18 protein-coding genes are annotated in these 17,551 nt (G+C 66.4%); 16 read left to right on the forward strand and 2 right to left on the reverse strand.

The window, feature by feature from the left end; all coding sequences use genetic code 11:
* The first annotated feature begins 43 nt into the window (after positions 1-43).
* From hrcA to QP413_RS05590, 12 genes are all read left to right on the forward strand, one after another.
* Complete coding sequence (gene hrcA, locus QP413_RS05535) at positions 44-1,114, forward strand: heat-inducible transcriptional repressor HrcA (RefSeq protein ID WP_187440787.1); 1,071 nt, start codon at positions 44-46, stop codon at positions 1,112-1,114.
* Between the two features lie 46 nt (positions 1,115-1,160).
* Positions 1,161-2,303 carry a molecular chaperone DnaJ gene (dnaJ, locus tag QP413_RS05540; RefSeq protein ID WP_012360583.1) on the forward strand — a complete coding sequence of 381 codons (1,143 nt, stop codon included), beginning with the start codon at positions 1,161-1,163 and terminating at the stop codon, positions 2,301-2,303.
* A gap of 96 nt (positions 2,304-2,399) precedes the next feature.
* A complete protein-coding gene (locus QP413_RS05545) occupies positions 2,400-3,155 on the forward strand; it encodes a 16S rRNA (uracil(1498)-N(3))-methyltransferase (RefSeq protein ID WP_284781018.1) in 756 nt (251 codons plus the stop codon).
* A gap of 7 nt (positions 3,156-3,162) precedes the next feature.
* Entirely contained in the window at positions 3,163-4,215 is a 1,053-nt protein-coding gene (locus tag QP413_RS05550; RefSeq protein ID WP_070761610.1) for a PhoH family protein, read from the forward strand.
* Positions 4,215-4,802, forward strand: coding sequence for an rRNA maturation RNase YbeY (ybeY, locus tag QP413_RS05555; RefSeq protein WP_284781019.1), 588 nt, complete (start codon positions 4,215-4,217; stop codon positions 4,800-4,802). The genes QP413_RS05550 and ybeY overlap by 1 nt, the downstream gene beginning before the upstream one ends.
* Positions 4,803-6,356, forward strand: a complete 1,554-nt coding sequence (locus QP413_RS05560; protein ID WP_148820637.1) for a hemolysin family protein — start codon at positions 4,803-4,805, stop codon at positions 6,354-6,356. It abuts the gene before it with no gap.
* Positions 6,340-7,380: a GTPase Era gene (gene era / locus QP413_RS05565; protein WP_148792510.1), complete on the forward strand. Its 1,041-nt coding sequence runs from the start codon at positions 6,340-6,342 to the stop codon at positions 7,378-7,380. Before QP413_RS05560 ends, era begins: the two co-directional genes overlap by 17 nt.
* Positions 7,381-7,449: 69 nt before the next feature.
* Complete coding sequence (locus tag QP413_RS05570; protein WP_284781021.1) at positions 7,450-8,103, forward strand: DUF4282 domain-containing protein; 654 nt, start codon at positions 7,450-7,452, stop codon at positions 8,101-8,103.
* On the forward strand, positions 8,087-8,506 hold the full coding sequence (locus QP413_RS05575; RefSeq protein ID WP_148792508.1) for a DUF4282 domain-containing protein: 420 nt from the start codon (positions 8,087-8,089) through the stop codon (positions 8,504-8,506). The genes QP413_RS05570 and QP413_RS05575 overlap by 17 nt, the downstream gene beginning before the upstream one ends.
* Before the next feature lie 30 nt (positions 8,507-8,536).
* Positions 8,537-9,295 (forward strand): DNA repair protein RecO, encoded by a 759-nt coding sequence (gene recO / locus QP413_RS05580; protein WP_015381768.1) that lies wholly within the window; start codon positions 8,537-8,539, stop codon positions 9,293-9,295.
* 119 nt (positions 9,296-9,414) lie between these two features.
* A complete protein-coding gene (locus QP413_RS05585) occupies positions 9,415-10,164 on the forward strand; it encodes an isoprenyl transferase (protein ID WP_231837626.1) in 750 nt (249 codons plus the stop codon).
* Positions 10,165-10,244: 80 nt separating this feature from the next.
* The gene (locus tag QP413_RS05590; RefSeq protein ID WP_012360573.1) at positions 10,245-11,441 is read left to right on the forward strand and encodes a VIT1/CCC1 transporter family protein; all 1,197 of its coding nucleotides are present in this window, start codon (positions 10,245-10,247) and stop codon (positions 11,439-11,441) included.
* On the opposite strand, the gene QP413_RS05595 is transcribed toward QP413_RS05590, so the two are convergent.
* Positions 11,438-11,983 carry a Fur family transcriptional regulator gene (locus QP413_RS05595; RefSeq protein ID WP_336620844.1) on the reverse strand — a complete coding sequence of 182 codons (546 nt, stop codon included), beginning with the start codon at positions 11,981-11,983 and terminating at the stop codon, positions 11,438-11,440. The genes QP413_RS05590 and QP413_RS05595 overlap by 4 nt on opposite strands.
* 113 nt (positions 11,984-12,096) lie before the next feature.
* On the opposite strand from QP413_RS05595, the gene QP413_RS05600 reads away from it, so the two are divergent.
* From QP413_RS05600 to QP413_RS05615, 4 genes are all read left to right on the forward strand, one after another.
* Positions 12,097-13,476 (forward strand): glycine--tRNA ligase, encoded by a 1,380-nt coding sequence (locus tag QP413_RS05600; RefSeq protein WP_284781022.1) that lies wholly within the window; start codon positions 12,097-12,099, stop codon positions 13,474-13,476.
* A complete protein-coding gene (locus tag QP413_RS05605) occupies positions 13,476-14,015 on the forward strand; it encodes a hypothetical protein (protein ID WP_070757666.1) in 540 nt (179 codons plus the stop codon). The genes QP413_RS05600 and QP413_RS05605 overlap by 1 nt, the downstream gene beginning before the upstream one ends.
* 32 nt (positions 14,016-14,047) lie before the next feature.
* Complete coding sequence (locus QP413_RS05610) at positions 14,048-15,649, forward strand: FMN-binding glutamate synthase family protein (protein WP_284781023.1); 1,602 nt, start codon at positions 14,048-14,050, stop codon at positions 15,647-15,649.
* A 96-nt stretch (positions 15,650-15,745) separates the two neighbouring features.
* Entirely contained in the window at positions 15,746-17,026 is a 1,281-nt protein-coding gene (locus tag QP413_RS05615; protein ID WP_284781024.1) for a deoxyguanosinetriphosphate triphosphohydrolase, read from the forward strand.
* Positions 17,027-17,039: 13 nt separating this feature from the next.
* Here the strand turns inward: QP413_RS05615 and QP413_RS05620 are convergent, their stop codons facing one another.
* Positions 17,040-17,543 (reverse strand): ribonuclease domain-containing protein, encoded by a 504-nt coding sequence (locus QP413_RS05620; protein ID WP_284781025.1) that lies wholly within the window; start codon positions 17,541-17,543, stop codon positions 17,040-17,042.
* Between the last annotated feature and the right edge of the window lie 8 nt (positions 17,544-17,551).

Raw genomic sequence — 17,551 nt, forward strand, 5'->3', positions numbered from 1 at the left:
GTGAACCCAGCCTTTCGCCTAGGCTGGGGGAGAAGCAGAACAGATGGTGGTGAGCTTTTCCGTGACTAATCGCGTGCCGAAGAACCGTGCGTCGCTGTCGACCCAGCAACGCCGCAGCGAGGTGTTGCGCGCCATCGTATCGGACTACATCTCCCTGCAGGAGCCGGTGGGTTCCAAGATGCTCCTCGACCGGCACCAGCTGGGCGTGTCTTCGGCGACGATCCGCAACGACATGGCCGCCCTCGAGCAGGATGGCTACATCACCCAGCAGCATGCCAGCTCTGGGCGCATCCCCACCGCGAAGGGCTACCGCCACTTCGTGGACGGCATCCACGCGGTCAAGCCGATGAGCATGCCGGAGCGTCGGGCGATCCTGGACTTCCTGGAGCACGGGGTGGACCTCGAGGACGTCCTGCGCCGCAGCGTTCAGTTGCTGGCTCAGCTGACCCGCCAGGTGGCGGTCGTCCAGCTGCCGGATATGCGCATCGGCCGGGTGAAGCACTGCGAGCTCGTGCACCTTTCCACCCACCGCCTGCTCGTCGTCCTCATCACAGACACCGGGCGGGTCGACCAGCGCAACGTCGACCTCGCGGAACCGCTCGCCGAGTCCGACCTGCCGCGCGTCCGCGACTTGGTGAACCACAGCGTCGTCGGGCTGACCCTGGAGGAGGCCTGCGCGAAGATCGCCTCCCTAGCCCAGGAGGCCCGGTCGAAGACGGTGCCCGCGGAGCTGCGGCCGGCCCTGATCGCGGTGGCGACCGTGCTGATGGAGACCATGGTGGAGCGCCCCAACGACCGGCTCATCCTCGCTGGGACCCCGAATATCGCCCGGGTGGGGGAATTAACCCCGGTGCTCGAAGCGTTGGAAGAACAGGTCGTCGTTCTCAAACTCCTCTCTGGGGTCCGCGACATGGGTATCCAGGTCAGCATCGGCGAGGAAAACGAGGACGAAGAGCTGCGCAGCGCCTCGGTGATCTCCACCGGTTACGGCGCGGAAAACGCGGTCATGGGCGGGCTCGGTGTGCTGGGCCCAACCCACTTGGACTACCCCGGCACGATGTCTAAGGTGACCGCAGTGGCGCACTATGTATCCCGGATTCTGGCCGGGGAGTAGACTGCAAGTTTGGTTTCGATAGCGAGCAAAGGGGATAAAACTCACCGTGGCCCGTGACTATTACGGCATTCTTGGCGTGGACCATAACGCCACCGATTCGGAGATCAAGAAGGCTTATCGCAAGGTCGCCCGCAAGTACCACCCGGACGTCAACCCGTCCGAGGACGCGGCGGAGAAGTTCCGGGAGGCAACCCTTGCCCAAGAGGTTCTCCTTGACCCGCAGAAGCGCCAGATTGTGGACGCCGGTGGCGACCCAGAGGAGCCGGGCTTCGGCCAGCCGGGCGGCGGCGGTGGATTCGGCACCGGCGGACTGGGCGATATCTTCGACGCCTTCTTCGGCGGTGGCGGCGGGGGAGCGGGCCAGCGCGTCCCCCGTGTGCGCCGCGGCAACGATGCGCTGCTGCGCATCTCGCTGAGCCTGGAGGAGATCTACTCCGGCATCAAGCACGAGGTCACCGTGGACACCGCAGTGCTGTGCGAGCCCTGCGAGGGGACGGGGTCTCAGTCCAAGTCCGAGGCGGTGGGCTGCCCCACCTGTCACGGGCAGGGCCAGGTCATGGAGGTTCAGAACTCCATCTTGGGCCGCGTGCAGGTCGCCCGCCCGTGCCACCGCTGCGGCGGTACCGGCGAGATTATTGAGGATCCGTGCGAGAACTGCCAGGGCGATGGCCGGGTGCGCGCTCGCCGGGACATCGCGGTGAATATCCCGGCCGGTATTTCCGACGGCATGCGCATCCGCATGACCGGTGAGGGCGAGGTCGGCCCGGGCGGCGGCCCGGCCGGTGACCTCTACATCGAGGTCCAGGCCGAGGAGCACCCGATGTTTATCCGCGAGGGCGATAACCTGCACGTCACCATCTCCGTCCCGGCAGTGGACGCCGCGCTGGGGACGAAGACCTCGCTGGAGCTGCTGGATGGCAGCAATGAGTCGGTGGAGATCCCGGCCGGCACTCAGCCGGACGAGCAGATCCGCCTGTCTGGCCAGGGCATGCCGCACCTGCGCCGCGAGGGCCACGGCAACCTGATCGTCCACGTGGACGTCACCGTGCCGACCAACCTGAGCCACAAGCAGCGGGAACTGCTGGAGCAGCTGCGCGACCACTCCAAGGAGGACGTGGCCGTGAACACGAAGGGTGGACAGCACAGCGGCCTGTTCTCCCGGCTGCGCAAGCACTTCTCCCGCGCCTAAAGCGGCGCAATAAGGCCGATAAGGCCGGCCTAGCTCAAGCATCCGTGCACCGGCTCAACCAGCCGAGCCACCAGCGGAAGAAGCGGAAAGAATCTAGTGACAGAATCAGTGTTCATCCAGCCCCTGCCTCAGGGTGTCGCGGTCGGTGATTCCGTTCAGCTTACCGGGGCAGAGGCGCGGCACAGCCAGGTCAAGCGCATTGCCGACGGGGAGGCGGTCATCGTCAGCGACGGGGCCGCCACCGCCGTGCGCGGTGCGCTCTCCGCCGCGGGGGTTCAGGTCACTGAGCTGCTGGAGCTACCGCAGCCCACGCCTCGGGTGACGATCGTCCAGGCGCTTCCGAAGTCCGACCGCTCCGAGCTAGCGGTGGACCTGATGGTCCAGGCAGGGGCGGATCGCATCATCCCGTGGGCGGCCAGCCGCTGCATCGCCCGCTGGGATAAGAAGGAAGATAAGGCTCTGGCCCGCTGGGAGAAAACCGCGTTCGCGGCCACCAAGCAGTCCCGCCGGCTCGTCCTTCCCGAGATCACCGGTCTGTTGCGCAACCTCACTGACCTGCCAGAGCTGGTGCCGGGGCTCGCCGGGCCACAACCAACCGCACGGCTCGGGATGCTTCACGAGGACGCCCGCGGCAACTTCCGCTCCTTCGTTGAGAGCGCGGCTGGGGTCGAGGACATAGTGCTGGTCATCGGCCCAGAGGGCGGCATCGCTCCGGACGAGCTAGCGACCCTCGAGGAGCTCGGCGGCCACGCGGTTGTCCTTGGCCCCGAGGTGCTGCGCACGGCCACCGCCGGCGCGGTGGCGCTGGGAGCGATTGGCGCCCTCACGGACCGTTGGGGCGCGGTAGGATAAGGCCCATATGGTTCCTCATAATGTCCGCACCCACGGAGCCCACGCAGCGCAGTCACCACGCCCGCGAGTCGCCAGCTCCACCCTCGAACTTCCTCCAGAAGCCGTGCTGGCCATCTCCGGTCCAGCAGATGAAAATCTCAGGATCGTCGAAGACGTCGTCGATGCAGACATCCTGACCCGCGGCAACCACCTGGTCTTGCGCGGCGAAGCCAGTGAAGTGAGCCGCACCCGCAAGATCCTGATGGAGATGGCCGCCATCGCCGACCACGGCCAGACGGTCACCCCGGACGTCACTCGCCGCATCATCGACATGCTCGACGAGCAAGGCGCAGTACTGAACTACAAGGCCGCCCCCATCGTCAGCTACCGCGGCAAGGCGGTGCGCCCCAAGACTCTCGGCCAGGAAGAGTACGTCGAGGCGATCGACAATTACTCGGTCGTCTTCGGGCTTGGCCCCGCAGGCACGGGCAAGACCTACCTGGCGATGGCCAAGGCCGTGCAGGCGCTGCAGGCCAAGGAGGTCACCCGGATCATCCTCACCCGCCCGGCCGTGGAGGCGGGGGAGAACCTCGGCTTCCTGCCCGGCACCCTGGGCGACAAGATCGACCCCTACCTGCGCCCCCTCCACGACGCGCTGCGGGAGATGGTGGACCCGGAGATCATCCCGCGGCTCATGGAGTCCGGCGTCATCGAGGTCGCCCCGCTGGCCTATATGCGCGGCCGCACGCTGAACAACAGCTTCGTCATCCTGGACGAAGCGCAGAACACCACGCCCGCGCAGATGAAGATGTTCCTCACCCGACTGGGTTTCGGGTCGAAGATGGTCATCACCGGCGACCTGACCCAGGTGGACCTGCCGAAGAAGCAGCGCAGCGGCCTGGCCGCCAGCCAGGAGATCCTGGATGGGGTGGACGGCATCCGGTTCGCCGAGCTCAGCAGCAACGACGTCGTCCGGCACCGCCTGGTCACCCGCATCGTGGACGCCTATGAGCGCTTCGAGGCCGAAGAGGAGCTCGCCCGCTTGGACCGTGAAGAAGAACAGGAATGGAGAACCCGCTAGTGAGCATCGAGGTTTTTAACGAATCCGGCTGGGGCGAGATCAACGAGGAAGAGCTGATCGACGTCGCCCGCTACACGCTGTGGACCATGGACGTCCACTCCAGCGCGGAGCTGTCCATCCACATCGTGGACGAGGAGACCATCGCCGACCTCCACCTGCGCTGGCTGAACCTGCCGGGTCCGACGGACGTGATGAGCTTCCCGATGGATGAGCTGACCCCGGGCTGGGGCCGCAAGGACGGCCCGCCGACCTCCCCGGCGATGCTGGGCGACATCATGCTCTGCCCGAGTTTCGCGAAGGGGCAGGCCGAGCGCGCCGGCCACTCCCTGGCCCACGAGCTGGACCTGCTGACCGTGCACGGCGTGCTGCACCTGCTGGGCTTCGACCACGTGACCCCGGAGGAGGAGCAGCAGATGTTCTCCATCCAGAACGAGGTCCTGGCGAATTGGTACGACTCCCAGGAGGAGCGCGGCGTGAAGTTCGGCCCGAAGCCGAGCGGTGCCGCGGCATTCCCGAGTGCGGCGGACCGGGACGACTCCGGTTCCGGCAGTTCCTTTAGCTCCGGGCTAGAAACCGAGCCGAAGTAAATGGACACCTGGATATTAGCTGGCACTATCGGCCTGATCCTCGCGCTCGCGGTCAGTGCGGTGTTCTCCCTGGCTGAGACCGCACTATCCTCGCTGTCTCCGGCGAGGGTCGAAACACTCGTTAAGGACGAGCGCCCGGGGGCTCGCCACCTGGCTAAGGTCATGGCGCATCGTGCCGAGCACATCAACCTGCTCGTCCTGCTGCGCACCCTGTGCGAGGTCACGGGCACGGCATTGATGGCGGCGGTGTTCGTCGAGGCTTTCGAGCTGCAGGCCTTGTCACTGATCGCCGCTATTCTGCTGACGGCGTTCATCAACTTCGTCGTCATCGGCGTGCTGTCTCGTACTTTGGGACGTCAAAACCCCTACTCCGTTTCCCTGGCCGCAGCCCCATTCCTTCTGGGGGTGAACCGGGTCTTCGGTTTTCTCGCTCGCGGGTTGGTGCGCGCCGGATCGGTGCTCTCCCCGGGTCGTGGTTTTAGGGATGGTCCGTTCGCCTCGGAGATCGAGCTGCGGGAGATGGTGGATATCGCGACGGAGCACGGCATCGTGGAGACTGACGAGCGCAGGATGATCCAGTCTGTCTTCGATCTGACGAATACGACTGCCCGTGCAGTGATGGTGCCACGCACGGAGATGGTGTGGATCGAGGACAGCAAGTCCGCAGGCCAGGCGACGAGCCTGTGCGTGCGCTCCGGGCTGTCCCGCCTCCCGGTGATCGGCGAGGACGTCGACGACATTGTCGGAATCGTCTACCTCAAGGACTTGGTTGCGCAGACGTACCACGACCAGGACGCCGGCCGTCATACGCCGGTGACCGAGGTGATGCGCAAGCCGAACTTCGTCCCCGATTCCCGGCTGCTTACCGACCTGCTCGAGGACATGCAGCGCGACCAGGTGCACCTGACAATGCTGGTCGACGAGTACGGCGCGGTCGCAGGCCTGATCTCCATCGAGGACATTCTGGAGGAGATCGTCGGCGAAATTTCTGATGAGTACGACGCCGACGAGGACCAGCCGATCGAAAGTCTGGGCGATGGCCGTTACCGGGTCAGCTCCCGGCTCCCTCTGGGCGAGCTGGAAGAGCTCTTCCGTGAGCAGAGCTATGAGGGGGCGCACCACGGCGAGCAGAAAGACTCTTCCCGCGCCGAGTCCGGACATGGGGAGGCCGGCCACCATGAACGCGACGGAGCAGGATCCTGGGAGGACCGCAGCTGGGTTCCGGAGCGGGCCACGGAGATCGAATTCAGCGAGGAGCAGCATGACCAGGCCGATACCGTGGCCGGGCTGGGCGCCCTCGAGCTGGGCAAGGTGCCGATGCCGGGGGCGGAGATCACCACTGCTGGGCTGCACCTGGTCTTCGAGGGCGGCCACAACAAGAAGGGGCGCTACATTGTGAAATCCGCCGTCGTCAGCCGGGTGGCCCCGGGGGAGGAGCAGGCCGCTGAGGAAAGCGCCGAGGCGGTGGGCCAGGCCGGTTCCGGCGAGGCTGCCCCGCGGCGCGATGATTCCGCCCCACGGCCTGCAGTAGGGCAGAATGGGGAGGGTGACTAGCGAGATGAATTTCCCCGATGAGTCGATGCTCCCCGCCGACGCTGCTGCCAGCCCGGCAGCAGGCAACCCCGCGACCGAAAGTGCGGGTGCTGGGCTCGGCTTCGACACGCCCGAGGGCTTCCGCTCCGGCTTCGTGAGCTTCGTGGGCCGGCCGAATACCGGAAAATCCACGCTGACCAACGCCCTGGTCGGGGAGAAGATCGCCATCACCGCCGATCAGCCGGAAACCACCCGCCACCCGATCCGCGGGCTCGTGCACCGGCCGAAGGCCCAGATCGTCGTCGTGGACACCCCGGGCCTGCACCGGCCACGCACACTGCTGGGCGAGCGGCTCAACGACGTGGTCAAGGAAACCTACGTGGACATGGACCTGATCTGTGTGTGCGTGCCAGCCGATGAGAAGATCGGCCCCGGCGACCGCTGGATCGTGGAGAACGTCCGCCAGGTCGCGCCCAAGGTGCCGCTGATGGGCATCGTCACCAAGACCGACAAGGTCTCCAAAGACCGGGTTGGCCAGCAGCTGCTCGGCCTGCACGCCATGCTCACCGAAGCACTCGACGGCGCCGAGGTGGACGTCGTCCCACTGTCCGCCCAGGACGGATTCCAGCTGGACACCCTGGTGGACGTCATCGCCGAAAAGCTGCCCGAGGGACCGAAGTTCTACCCGGATGACCACGTCACCGACGACGACACCGAGACCCGCATCGCCGAGCTGATCCGCGAGGCCGCACTGGAAGGCCTGGAGCACGAGCTGCCGCACTCGGTGGCTGTGAAGGTCGATGAGATCCTGCCGTCCCCGACCAGGGAGGGCGTGCTGAACGTGCACGCGGTGATCTACGTGGAACGGGAGGGCCAGAAGGCCATCCTGCGGGGCCGCAACAACCGCCGCCTGTCGCGGATCGTGCACAACTCTCGCCTCCAGATCATTGAGATGCTGGGGCAGAACATCTACCTGGACGTCCGCCTGAAGGTGGCAAAGAACTGGCAATCCGACCCGAAGGCATTGGAGCGCATGGGCTTCTAAAACCACGCCCGGCCCGGCCACTGGGCGCGTCGCGGCACACCGGCGCGATCGCGCATCCAAGGAGTACACATGGATAACCCCGAGAACCAACCTTCCGACTTCTCGCCCCGCACCCCGGGCGAGCTGACACCTGAGCAGGCCCGGCAGGCCAACGAGACCTTCCTGCAGGGCCAGGGCATGGACCACAGCGCACCGGAATACCGTGGCAGCGCCGAGGATCACGGCGCTGGGGCTCGTGGTGCTGGGACTCGTGGCGTTGGGGCACACGCTGGCGCGGACGTTGCCCCACGCGCGCCATTCGCAGCGGGGTCGGCGGGCTACCCGGCAGACCAGGACCCGCAGGGCGGCAGCTTCCTCGGCGCGCTTTTCGACTTCAGCTTCCGCCGCTACGTCACCCCGAGCGTGGCCCAGGTGCTGTACATGGTGCTCTTCGTGGTTATCGGCGTGGCCGCGGGGCTGGCGCTGCTGGGTGCGGTGAGCGTGTTCTTCTCCGGTCAGCCGCTGGGCTTCAGCCTGCTGGTCTTCGTCCTGGCTGTCCCGCCGATCGTGCTGATCACGGTGGCGGTGCTGGCGCTGTCCCGCGTCTACCTCGAGGTTGCCGTGTCCCTGATCCGCACCTCCCAGTCTGTGCAGGCCATCGACGCGCGCCAGGAGCAGCGCCTGCGCGCCATGGAACAGGAGCAGAACCAGAACCCGGGACAGAACCATGGCGCGCAGAACTAACCAGCCTGCGCAACAGGGGGCCTTCCTCCGGACCCTGACGGATTTCGGCTTTGACCGCATCCTTTCCCCCGGCTTCATCCGGGTGCTCTACATCCTGGGCATCGTGATCATTCTGGTGAACGCGGTGGTTATGACCTTCGGTTCGATGATCGGGCTGAGTGGGGTGGGCATTTCCATCAACGGCTTCGATGGTTCCGAGTTCTTCACCAGCTCTCCGGAGATCAGCTTCGAGCCGAACGTGGCCAATGTTCTGGTTTCCGGCGTGCTCTACGCTGTCCTCGCCTTCATCGAGATCGCCCTGCTGCGCGTCGGTTTGGAGATGGTCGCCGCCATCGCCGCGACGGCCACGGCCTGGCAGCGGATCCGTCGCCGCTCCGACGCGCACCCCGAGCTCATCGTCTAAGTAGCTGCCTCACGCGGTAGCCTGTCAGCCATGTCATCTTTCTCGCCTCGCCCGAACTTCCGGGACGAGGCTTTCGTCTTGCGCAGCTACAAGCTGGGGGAGGCCGACCTCATCCTCGTGCTGCTGACCCGCAGTCACGGGGTGGTGCGCGCGGTCGCCAAGGGCATCCGCAAGACGAAGTCCCGCTTCGGGGCCCGCCTCGATCGTTTCTCGAAGGTCAACGTGCAGGTCTACCGGGGCCGCAGCCTGGGAAAGATCACGGACGCCGCCTCCCTGGCTAGTTACGCCGGCCCCATCGTCGCGGACGTGGACAAGTACTTCGCCGGGGCCGCGATGCTGGAGCTCGCCCAGATCCTCTCCACCGCGGAGGGGTCCTCCGAAGCCGTCTTTTCTAGCTTGGACGCAGGCCTCGCCCTGCTTGCCGGAACTGACCCAGCCACCCCAGAGCTGCCCCCAGTGAGCGTGGCCGATCGCTTCGTCCTCCACGGGCTCGCAGAAGCTGGCTGGATGCCCAGCCTCGTGGACTGCGCCCAATGCGGCCGTCCTGGGCCACACCGGGCCTTCCATCCGCGCGCCGGGGGCAGCGTGTGCGTGCTCTGCCGCCCACCGGGTTCGGCCACCCCTCCCCCCGAGGCGGTGCGCCTGCTGTGGCTGCTGGCTCACGATCGGCTGGCAGTGGCTGCCCAGGTCGCGGCCAACCCCGGCAACGTGCGGGTGGCTCACGAACTGCTGTTGGCGCACGTCCGCCAGCAGCTGGAGGTCGCCTGCCCGGCCTACGCGGCCCTGTGAACCGATCGGAACCGGCCGGGAAGAATCATCCGCCAGCCGGTGGCGTCGTCCCCACAACAACGGGGTGACCGCGGGAGGGGATAACGGATCCGCGAGGTGGGGCTGGCACAATGGCTGTTGTGAAGAACGAAACCGCAACCCGAGAACAGATCGCCAGCCTGCCTACTGGACTTGTGCCGCGGCACATCGCGCTGGTCATGGACGGCAACGGTCGCTGGGCACAGGAGCGCGGCCTGGCACGGACCGAGGGGCACAAGCGCGGGGAGTCGGTGCTGATCAGTCTGGTGGAGGAGTGCCTGGAGCTGGGTGTCGAGGCGCTCTCCGCCTATGCCTTCTCCACGGAGAACTGGCGGCGCTCGGCCGAGGAGGTGCGCTTCCTCATGGGCTTCAACCGCGATGTGCTGCGCAAACAGCGCGATTACCTGGACTCCCTTGGGGTGCGGATCCGTTGGGTGGGTCGCCGACCGCGCCTGTGGCGCTCGGTGATTAGCGAGCTGGAGCGCGCGGAGGAGCAGACGAAGCACAACACCCGGATGACGCTGTACATGTGCATCAATTACGGTGGCCGCGCGGAGATCGCGGATGCGGCGAAGGCCCTGGTGGCGGAGGCGAATCAGGGGCGGATCAAGCCCCGGGATGTCTCGGAGAAGGATTTTTCCCGCTACCTCGACGAGCCCGACATGCCGGACGTGGACCTGTTCCTGCGCCCGTCGGGGGAGCAGCGGACCAGCAACTTTTTGATCTGGCAGTCGGCTTATGCCGAGATGGTTTACCAGCAGGTGCTCTTCCCGGACTACACCCCGGCTCACCTGCGCGGGGCGATCTGGGAGTTCGCTTCGCGGGATCGCCGTTTCGGTGGCGTGAAGTAGGATTGCTCTCTGGTTTTCTTTTCTGCTTCTCTGATTTTTTACGACGTCGCCGCCGCGGCGTGAGGAAGGCGTGATGGTTCGTGGTTGATCAGCCGGATCAGCGGCCCAACGAGCAGCCTGACGGGCTGCCGGCTGAGCAACCAGTGGAGCAGCCGACCAAGAAGCAGATCGCCACGTGGCGGCGCTATCTCGCTGACGAGCGGGCAGAGGGGGCCGTGTACCGCGAGCTGGCGCGCAAGAAGACGGGGGAGGAGCGCGAGATCCTGCTGGGCTTGGCGGAGGCGGAAGCCCGGCATGAGGCCTATTGGCGCGCCCGGTTGGGGGAGTACGTTGGACTGCCGCAGAGGGCCAGCTTCAGCACCCGGATGCACGCCTTCTTGGCGGAGCGCTTCGGTTCGGTGTTCGTGCTTGCTCTGCTGCAGTCGGCTGAGGAACGCCGCAGCGGGGTGGCGGACATTGACGCGGCGGATTCCATCCTCGCGGACGAGGCTATTCACGCCGAGGTTGTCCGCGGTCTGGCGGCGCGTGGCCGGGCACGGATGTCGGGGGACTTCCGGGCAGCGATCTTCGGGGCCAACGACGGGCTAGTGTCGAACCTCGCCCTGGTGCTCGGCATGGTGGGCACCGGCGCGTCCTCCAACGTGGTGTTGGTGACCGGTATCGCCGGGCTGCTTGCCGGTGCGCTGTCCATGGCGGCCGGCGAGTATGTGTCGGTGTCCAGCCAGCAGGAGTTGCTCGCGGCTAACGCCCCGGCGAAAGACACGGCGGGAGCGGTGCCCAAGCTGGACGTGCGGGAAAATGAGCTGGAGCTGGTCTACCGCGCCCGCGGCATGGCGCCAGAGGAGGCCCGGGCGAAGGCGCAGCGGGTCTTCGAGGAGATCCTCTCCTCCCCTGCGGTGGATGTGGAGCTGCCCCACGAGACTGCGCATCACGAGGTTGCGGCCCACGAAACTCCTCCCCACGAGTCTTCGGCGGAGGCAGCCCCGGAGGACGAGGAGTCCACGGGCTCTCCGGTATCCGCTGCGGTGTCGAGTTTCCTGCTGTTCTCCCTGGGGGCGATCGTGCCCGTGCTGCCGTACCTCTTCGGCGCGGGCGGTCTGAGCGCTGCGGTGATCGCCTGCGTGCTGGTGGGCCTGGCGCTGCTGCTGACCGGCGGGATCGTGGGGCTTCTCTCCGGCGCCTCTCCGGCCAAGCGCGCGTTCCGTCAGCTGGCCATCGGCGCCGGCGCCGCTGCGGTGACCTACGGTCTGGGGTCCCTCTTCGACGTCAGCGTCTAGTTCTTCTGGGTCTTCTTGGCGGCGCAGTCGGCGCAGAGGCCGAAGACGTCAGCGGTGTGGCCAGTCTTCTGGAAGCCGTACTTCTTGGCGACGTCACGGGCCCAGTCTTCAACTGGGCCGCCGTCGATTTCCACGGTGGTGCGGCAGTCGTTGCACACTAGGTGATGGTGGTGAGTATCCATGGCGCAGCGCCGGTAGAGGGTTTCCCCGGACTCGTTGTTGAGAGTGTCGATCGCCCCCATCGCGGACATCTGCTGCAGGGTGCGGTAGACCGTGGTGAGTCCGACCTTCTCGCCCGCCGTGACGAGGCGAGCGTGGATGTCCTGGGCGCTGGCGAACTCCTCAACCTGTTCGAGCATGGCGACGACCGCCGCGCGCTGCCGGGTGTTGCGTTGACCGATGCTGATTCCACCGGTGGAGTTCTTGCTGACCATGAATTGAAGCCTAGCCCTGCCGGCGCTGATTTTCAATAAGCTGTCAATAGCGGGCCCGTGATTCGGTGCTGCGGGGGGAGGGGGCGCACTGAAACACCGAATTGCCATATCGGTTAAGATGGCCTGTGGTAAGCGACTGCCCTGGTGCCCAGGAATGCACGTCGCGCAACAGTGCAAGAAATTGCAGAGCAGAGTTCGTTTTTAAAGGAGAGCGTCCCAGCATGGCAGGAAAAGTAGATGCCGTTGTCAACCTCGCGAAGCGCCGCGGCCTGGTTTACCCCTGTGGTGAGATTTACGGCGGTACCCGCTCTGCGTGGGATTACGGCCCGCTGGGCGTGGAGCTCAAGGAGAACATCAAGCGCCAGTGGTGGCGCTCAATGGTGACCAGCCGCGGCGACGTCGTCGGCCTGGACAGCTCCGTCATCCTCCCGCGCCGCGTGTGGGAGGTCTCCGGCCACGTGGACGTCTTCACCGACCCACTGGTCGAGTCCCTCTACACCCACAAGCGCTACCGCGCCGACCACCTGTTGGAGGCCTACGAGGAGAAGCACGGCCACCCGCCGGCAAACGGCCTGGCCGACATCAACGACCCGGAGACCGGCCAGCCGGGCAAGTGGACCGAGCCGCGCGCCTTCTCCGGCCTGATGAAGACCTACCTGGGCCCGGTCGACGATAAGGAAGGCCTGGCCTACCTGCGTCCGGAGACCGCACAGGGTATCTTCACGCAGTTCAAGAACGTCATGAACTCCTCCCGCCAGAAGCCACCGTTCGGTATCGCCCAGATCGGTAAGTCCTTCCGCAACGAGATCACCCCGGGCAACTTCATCTTCCGTACCCGCGAGTTCGAGCAGATGGAGATGGAGTTCTTCGTCGAGCCGGGCACCGACGAGGAGTGGCAGGAGTACTGGATCGAGCAGCGCCTGAACTGGTACGTCAACCTGGGTATTGACCGCGAGAACCTGCGCCTGCGCGAGCACACCGAGGACGAGCTGTCCCACTACGCCAAGCGCACCGTGGACGTCGAGTACGCCTTCCACTTCACCGGCTCCAAGTGGGGCGAACTCGAGGGCATCGCCAACCGCACGGACTACGACCTGAAGACCCACTCCGAGGGCTCCGGCGAGGATCTGTCCTACTACGACCAGCAGAAGGAAGAGCGCTGGATCCCGTACGTCATCGAGCCGGCCGCCGGCCTGGGCCGCTCCCTGATGGCCTTCCTCGTCGACGCCTACACCGAGGAGGAGGTACCGAACGCTAAGGGCGGCACGGACACCCGCACCGTCCTGAAGCTGGACCCGCGCCTGTCCCCGGTGAAGGTCGCCGTCCTGCCGCTGTCGAAGAAGGAGACCCTGACCCCGACCGCGGAGAAGATCGCCGACAAGCTGCGCGGTCTGTGGAACATCGACTACGACACCTCCGGTGCCATCGGGCGCCGCTACCGTCGTCAGGACGAGATCGGCACCTCGTACTGCGTGACCGTCGACTTCGACACCCTGGAAGATAACGCCGTCACCGTCCGCGAGCGCGACACGATGGAGCAGGAGCGCGTCTCCATCGACGAGCTCGAGGGCTACCTCGCACAGCGCCTGGCTGGCTGCTAATGAACAGCGATATCCGATGGGGCGTGCCCAGCGACGGGCACACCTTCCCGATCTACGCCGGCCCGGCGGATGACATGGACCGCATCGCGGAGTTCGCCGACGAGCGCGGGGTGCAGCACATCCGCTTCGGCGGCGACACCTGGCGGCTCACCGCCGACGAGGGACCGGAGGCACAGGCGGAGACCCCGACGGGCACCTGGACTGCGAAGGGGAACAGCGATAAGTTCCACACCGCGGACCGGGTGACGATCAACGCGGACCGCCACGAAATCGGAATCATCGCTGAATCCCGCCGCAACTTCGTCCTCGACATCGATGGCGAGAAGGCGGGGCAGTACAGTTCCGACAACCGGGGCCTGCGCAACCTCCACGTGGAGTTCGAAGGACCGGGGGAGAAGCTGCCGCTGGATGTCCAGGTCTTCGTGTCCTGGGTTGCCCGGCGTACCCTGGAAACTCGAGTGGTTCGAACCACGGGGATGTTGACGATGGCGCTGGCTATTTGCGTGGTCATCGCGATTGTCGTCTGGTTCACCACCTAGCCGAAGAATAAAATTCTTAAGGAGCATCATCAATGCCAAGTGGTCGCAAACTCATCCGTAAAGCGGTGAAGTACGGGGCACTGGCCGCCTCTGCCGTTGCGGCGGTGGACATCATCCAGCCAAAGCACGCTATTCGCCGTAACTACCCGGTTCTGGGTCGCGCCCGCTGGATGATGGAGTCCATCCGCCCGGAGATCCAGCAGTACTTCGTCGAGTCCAACACCGACGGCCGCCCGTTCGACCGCGTGACCCGCACGATGGTCTACCAGAACGCCAAGAACATCCCGGCGGAGGAGGCCTTCGGTACCCAGCGCGACCTCTTTGTGCCGGGCCGCGACCACCTGCTGCACTCCACCCACCCGGTGCCGGCCCGCACCGATGCGCCACTCGTGCGCCTCGGCGGCCCGGAGTGCACCCAGCCCTACGACATCTCCCTGTTCAACATCTCCTCGATGTCCTTCGGCTCCCTGTCTGCCAACGCTGTGCTCGCCATGAACAAGGGCGCGGCGATGGGCGGATTCATCCAGGAGACCGGCGAGGGTGGGCTGACCAAGTACCACCTGGAGTACGGCGCGGACCTGATCTGGGAGATCGGCTCCAGCTACTTCGGCTGCCGCACCGAGGACGGCCACTTCGACCCGGAGCAGTTCCGCGTCAAGGCGAACTACCCGGAGGTCAAGGGCATCCTCATCAAGCTCAGCCAGGGCGCGAAGCCGGGCATGGGCGGCATGCTGCCGGGCCACAAGGTCACCGCGGAGATCGCCGAGGCCCGTGGCATCGAGGAGGGGCAGGACTGCCTCTCCCCGGCGTGGCACTCCGAGTTCGACACCCCGCTGGAGCTGATGCACTTCGTCAAGAAGCTGCGCCGCCTGGCCAATGGCAAGCCGGTGGGTATCAAGTTCTGCGTGGGTTCCCGCCACGAGGTGCTCTCTCTGTGTAAGGCGATGCTCAAGGCGAAGACCGCCCCGGACTGGATCACCGTCGACGGTGCTGAGGGTGGCACGGGCGCCGCGCCGCTGGAGTTCCTGGACCGCGTGGGCACCCCGCTGACCGAGGGCCTGATGATCGTCCACAACGCACTGGTGGGCACGGGCCTGCGTGACCAGGTCGCCGTCGGCGCGGCCGGCAAGGTCGTCGGTGGCGCGGATATCATCCGCCGGCTTGCGATCGGCGCGGACTTCACGATGTCCGCCCGCGGCATGATGATGGCCGCAGGCTGCATCCAGGCCAAGAAGTGCCACGACAACACCTGCCCGACTGGTGTGGCAACCCAGAACCCGTGGCTCGCCCGCGGCCTGGACGTGGACAGCAAGGCCGAGCGCGTGGCGAACTATCACCGCAATACGCTGAAGTCCGCCACCCGCATTCTGGGAGCCATGGGTATGCATGACGTCAGCCAGCTGGGCCCCGGCCACCTGGTGCGCCGCGTGGACCAGACCCAGGCCCGCCCGTACGAGGATCTTTACCCGTGGCTCGAGCCGGGCAGCCTGCTGGAAGGCAAGGCTCCGGACGACTGGCAGCGTGACTACGACCGCGCGACCTACGACCAGTACTCGATGCTGCCGCCGGTGCAGGGCCGTGTGCGCCGCCCGGGCCACCACTTCTTCGCCGAGGGCAACGTCGGCAGCATCTAGGGGCTAAACGCCCCGTGGGCTGGGGTGGTTCTGCCGGTGCGGGGCACCTGGTAACGACCTCCCACGGGGACGGAGACAGGACTAACGGAGCGCGAGATGCAGCGGTATCAGTACACGGAGCACGACTGCGCGCGCCGTCATGCCGTCGCACCGAAGACCCTGGGGCTGGAGGGATCGGTCCCGGATGGCCGGGAGGATTTCGACCGCGACCGGGCGCGCGTCCTGCACTCCGCGGCGCTGCGCCGCCTGGCCGATAAGACGCAGGTCGTGGGGCCGGGGTCAGGGGATACCCCGCGCACCCGGCTGACGCACTCCCTGGAGGTCGCCCAGATTGCCCGCGGCATCGGCAAGACCCTGGGCGCGGACCCCGACCTCGCGGATCTGGCGGGGCTGAGCCACGACATCGGCCACCCGCCCTATGGCCACAACGGTGAGCGCGCCCTGGACGAGGCCGCGGCTAGCATCGGCGGCTTCGAGGGCAACGCGCAGACGCTGCGCATCCTGGCTCGCCTGGAGCCGAAGACCCTTGGGGCCGACGGCACGTCTTATGGCCTGAACCTCACCCGCGCCGCCTTGGATGCGGCCTGCAAATACCCGTGGGGTCCGACCGCCCCGGACGGCTCTCCGCGCCGCAAGTACAGTGCCTACGAGTCCGACCTGCACATCCTGGAGTGGACCCGTCAGGGCGCGCCCGACGGGGAGCAGTGCCTGGAGGCGCAGATTATGGACTGGTCGGACGATGTTGCTTACTCCGTCCACGACGTCGAGGATGGCATGCTCTCCGGTCGCATCACCCTGGGTGTGCTGTGGGACCTGGTGGAGCTGGCAGCACTCGCGGACAAGGGAGCCCACCACTTCGGCGGGGAACCCGAGGAGTTGCTGGAGGCGGCGGACCGGCTGCGGCAGATGCCGGTGGTCTCCCGGGCCGCGGACTTCCGCCACAGCCTGCAGGACTTGGTCGCGCTGAAATCGATGACTTCGGAGTTGGTCAGCCGCTTTGTGACGGCCGTGGTTACCGCGACCCGTCGGGAGTACGGCACCGGACCGCTGGGCCGCTATGCGGCGAACCTCGTCATTCCCGCGGAGGTCAAGGCCGAGGTCACGCTGCTGAAGTCCATCGCCGTGCTCTATGTGATGGACGAGAAGCTGCACCTAGCGGAGCAGGATCGGCAGCGGGAGCGCATCTTCCGCGTCACGGAGTTCCTGGCCCGGGGCGGTGCCGGGGCGCTGGATCCGGTCTTCCGGCTCTGGTACGAGAACGCGGCCACCGAGGTGGAGCGCCGACGCGTGGTCATCGACCAGGTCGCCTCGCTCACCGAATCCCGGCTGGAGCGCTTGGACGCCTCCGCTGCCGGTATCAGCGCGGCGTGGGCATAGTGGTTTCTTCGCGTTAATCCTCGGCGTCGGGGATCTCGCAGAAGCTTTCGAAGTGGTCGGAGGTGTAGTACCAGACCTCAGGGTCAGTCTCCGTGCCACCGCCGACGACGAGGCGGCGCTCGCCCCGGTGATTCAGGCCCGGGGTTTTGACGGTGTACTCGCGGTAATAGCTGGACTTCTCCTTCGGCAGGAGGCCCTCGTAGTTGCCGAAGTGCTTGCCGTCGTGCGGGCCGTCGTCGGAGGGGGCGCCGGTAAGAATGTCCTCGATCTGCTCCCGGGCCTCCTCCGGCAGGGTGTCCACCGCGCACTCGGAACCCGCAGCGCTATCCGCGCCCGGGTTCTGCTGAGAGGCGTGGGAGGACTGGCCGGACTGGGAGCTGTCACCCTGGCCGCCACCGGCGTTATCGTCATCGCCGAAGAGACCGAGTTGGCTCGCCCCGGCCAGCGCCAGGGCGACGACCACGCCGCCGACCGTTCCGTACTTACCAGCTTTAGGACCGTTGTTCTTCTGCGCCATAACAGCCA

The sequence above is a fragment of the Corynebacterium sp. UMB4614 genome, from assembly GCF_030217065.1.
Lineage (GTDB): Bacteria > Actinomycetota > Actinomycetes > Mycobacteriales > Mycobacteriaceae > Corynebacterium.

What these genes read in the sequence shown, in the direction of transcription:
- hrcA (WP_187440787.1), top strand. Translation starts at nt 44, where the DNA reads ATGGTGGTGAGCTTTTCCGTGACTAATCGCGTGCCGAAGAACCGTGCG.
- QP413_RS05550 (WP_070761610.1), top strand. Translation starts at nt 3,163, where the DNA reads ATGGTTCCTCATAATGTCCGCACCCACGGAGCCCACGCAGCGCAGTCA.
- QP413_RS05560 (WP_148820637.1), top strand. Translation starts at nt 4,803, where the DNA reads ATGGACACCTGGATATTAGCTGGCACTATCGGCCTGATCCTCGCGCTC.
- era (WP_148792510.1), top strand. Translation starts at nt 6,340, where the DNA reads ATGGGGAGGGTGACTAGCGAGATGAATTTCCCCGATGAGTCGATGCTC.
- QP413_RS05570 (WP_284781021.1), top strand. Translation starts at nt 7,450, where the DNA reads ATGGATAACCCCGAGAACCAACCTTCCGACTTCTCGCCCCGCACCCCG.
- QP413_RS05575 (WP_148792508.1), top strand. Translation starts at nt 8,087, where the DNA reads ATGGCGCGCAGAACTAACCAGCCTGCGCAACAGGGGGCCTTCCTCCGG.
- recO (WP_015381768.1), top strand. Translation starts at nt 8,537, where the DNA reads ATGTCATCTTTCTCGCCTCGCCCGAACTTCCGGGACGAGGCTTTCGTC.
- QP413_RS05595 (WP_336620844.1), bottom strand. Translation starts at nt 11,983, where the DNA reads ATGGCAATTCGGTGTTTCAGTGCGCCCCCTCCCCCCGCAGCACCGAAT.
- QP413_RS05600 (WP_284781022.1), top strand. Translation starts at nt 12,097, where the DNA reads ATGGCAGGAAAAGTAGATGCCGTTGTCAACCTCGCGAAGCGCCGCGGC.
- QP413_RS05605 (WP_070757666.1), top strand. Translation starts at nt 13,476, where the DNA reads ATGAACAGCGATATCCGATGGGGCGTGCCCAGCGACGGGCACACCTTC.
- QP413_RS05610 (WP_284781023.1), top strand. Translation starts at nt 14,048, where the DNA reads ATGCCAAGTGGTCGCAAACTCATCCGTAAAGCGGTGAAGTACGGGGCA.
- QP413_RS05615 (WP_284781024.1), top strand. Translation starts at nt 15,746, where the DNA reads ATGCAGCGGTATCAGTACACGGAGCACGACTGCGCGCGCCGTCATGCC.
- QP413_RS05620 (WP_284781025.1), bottom strand. Translation starts at nt 17,543, where the DNA reads ATGGCGCAGAAGAACAACGGTCCTAAAGCTGGTAAGTACGGAACGGTC.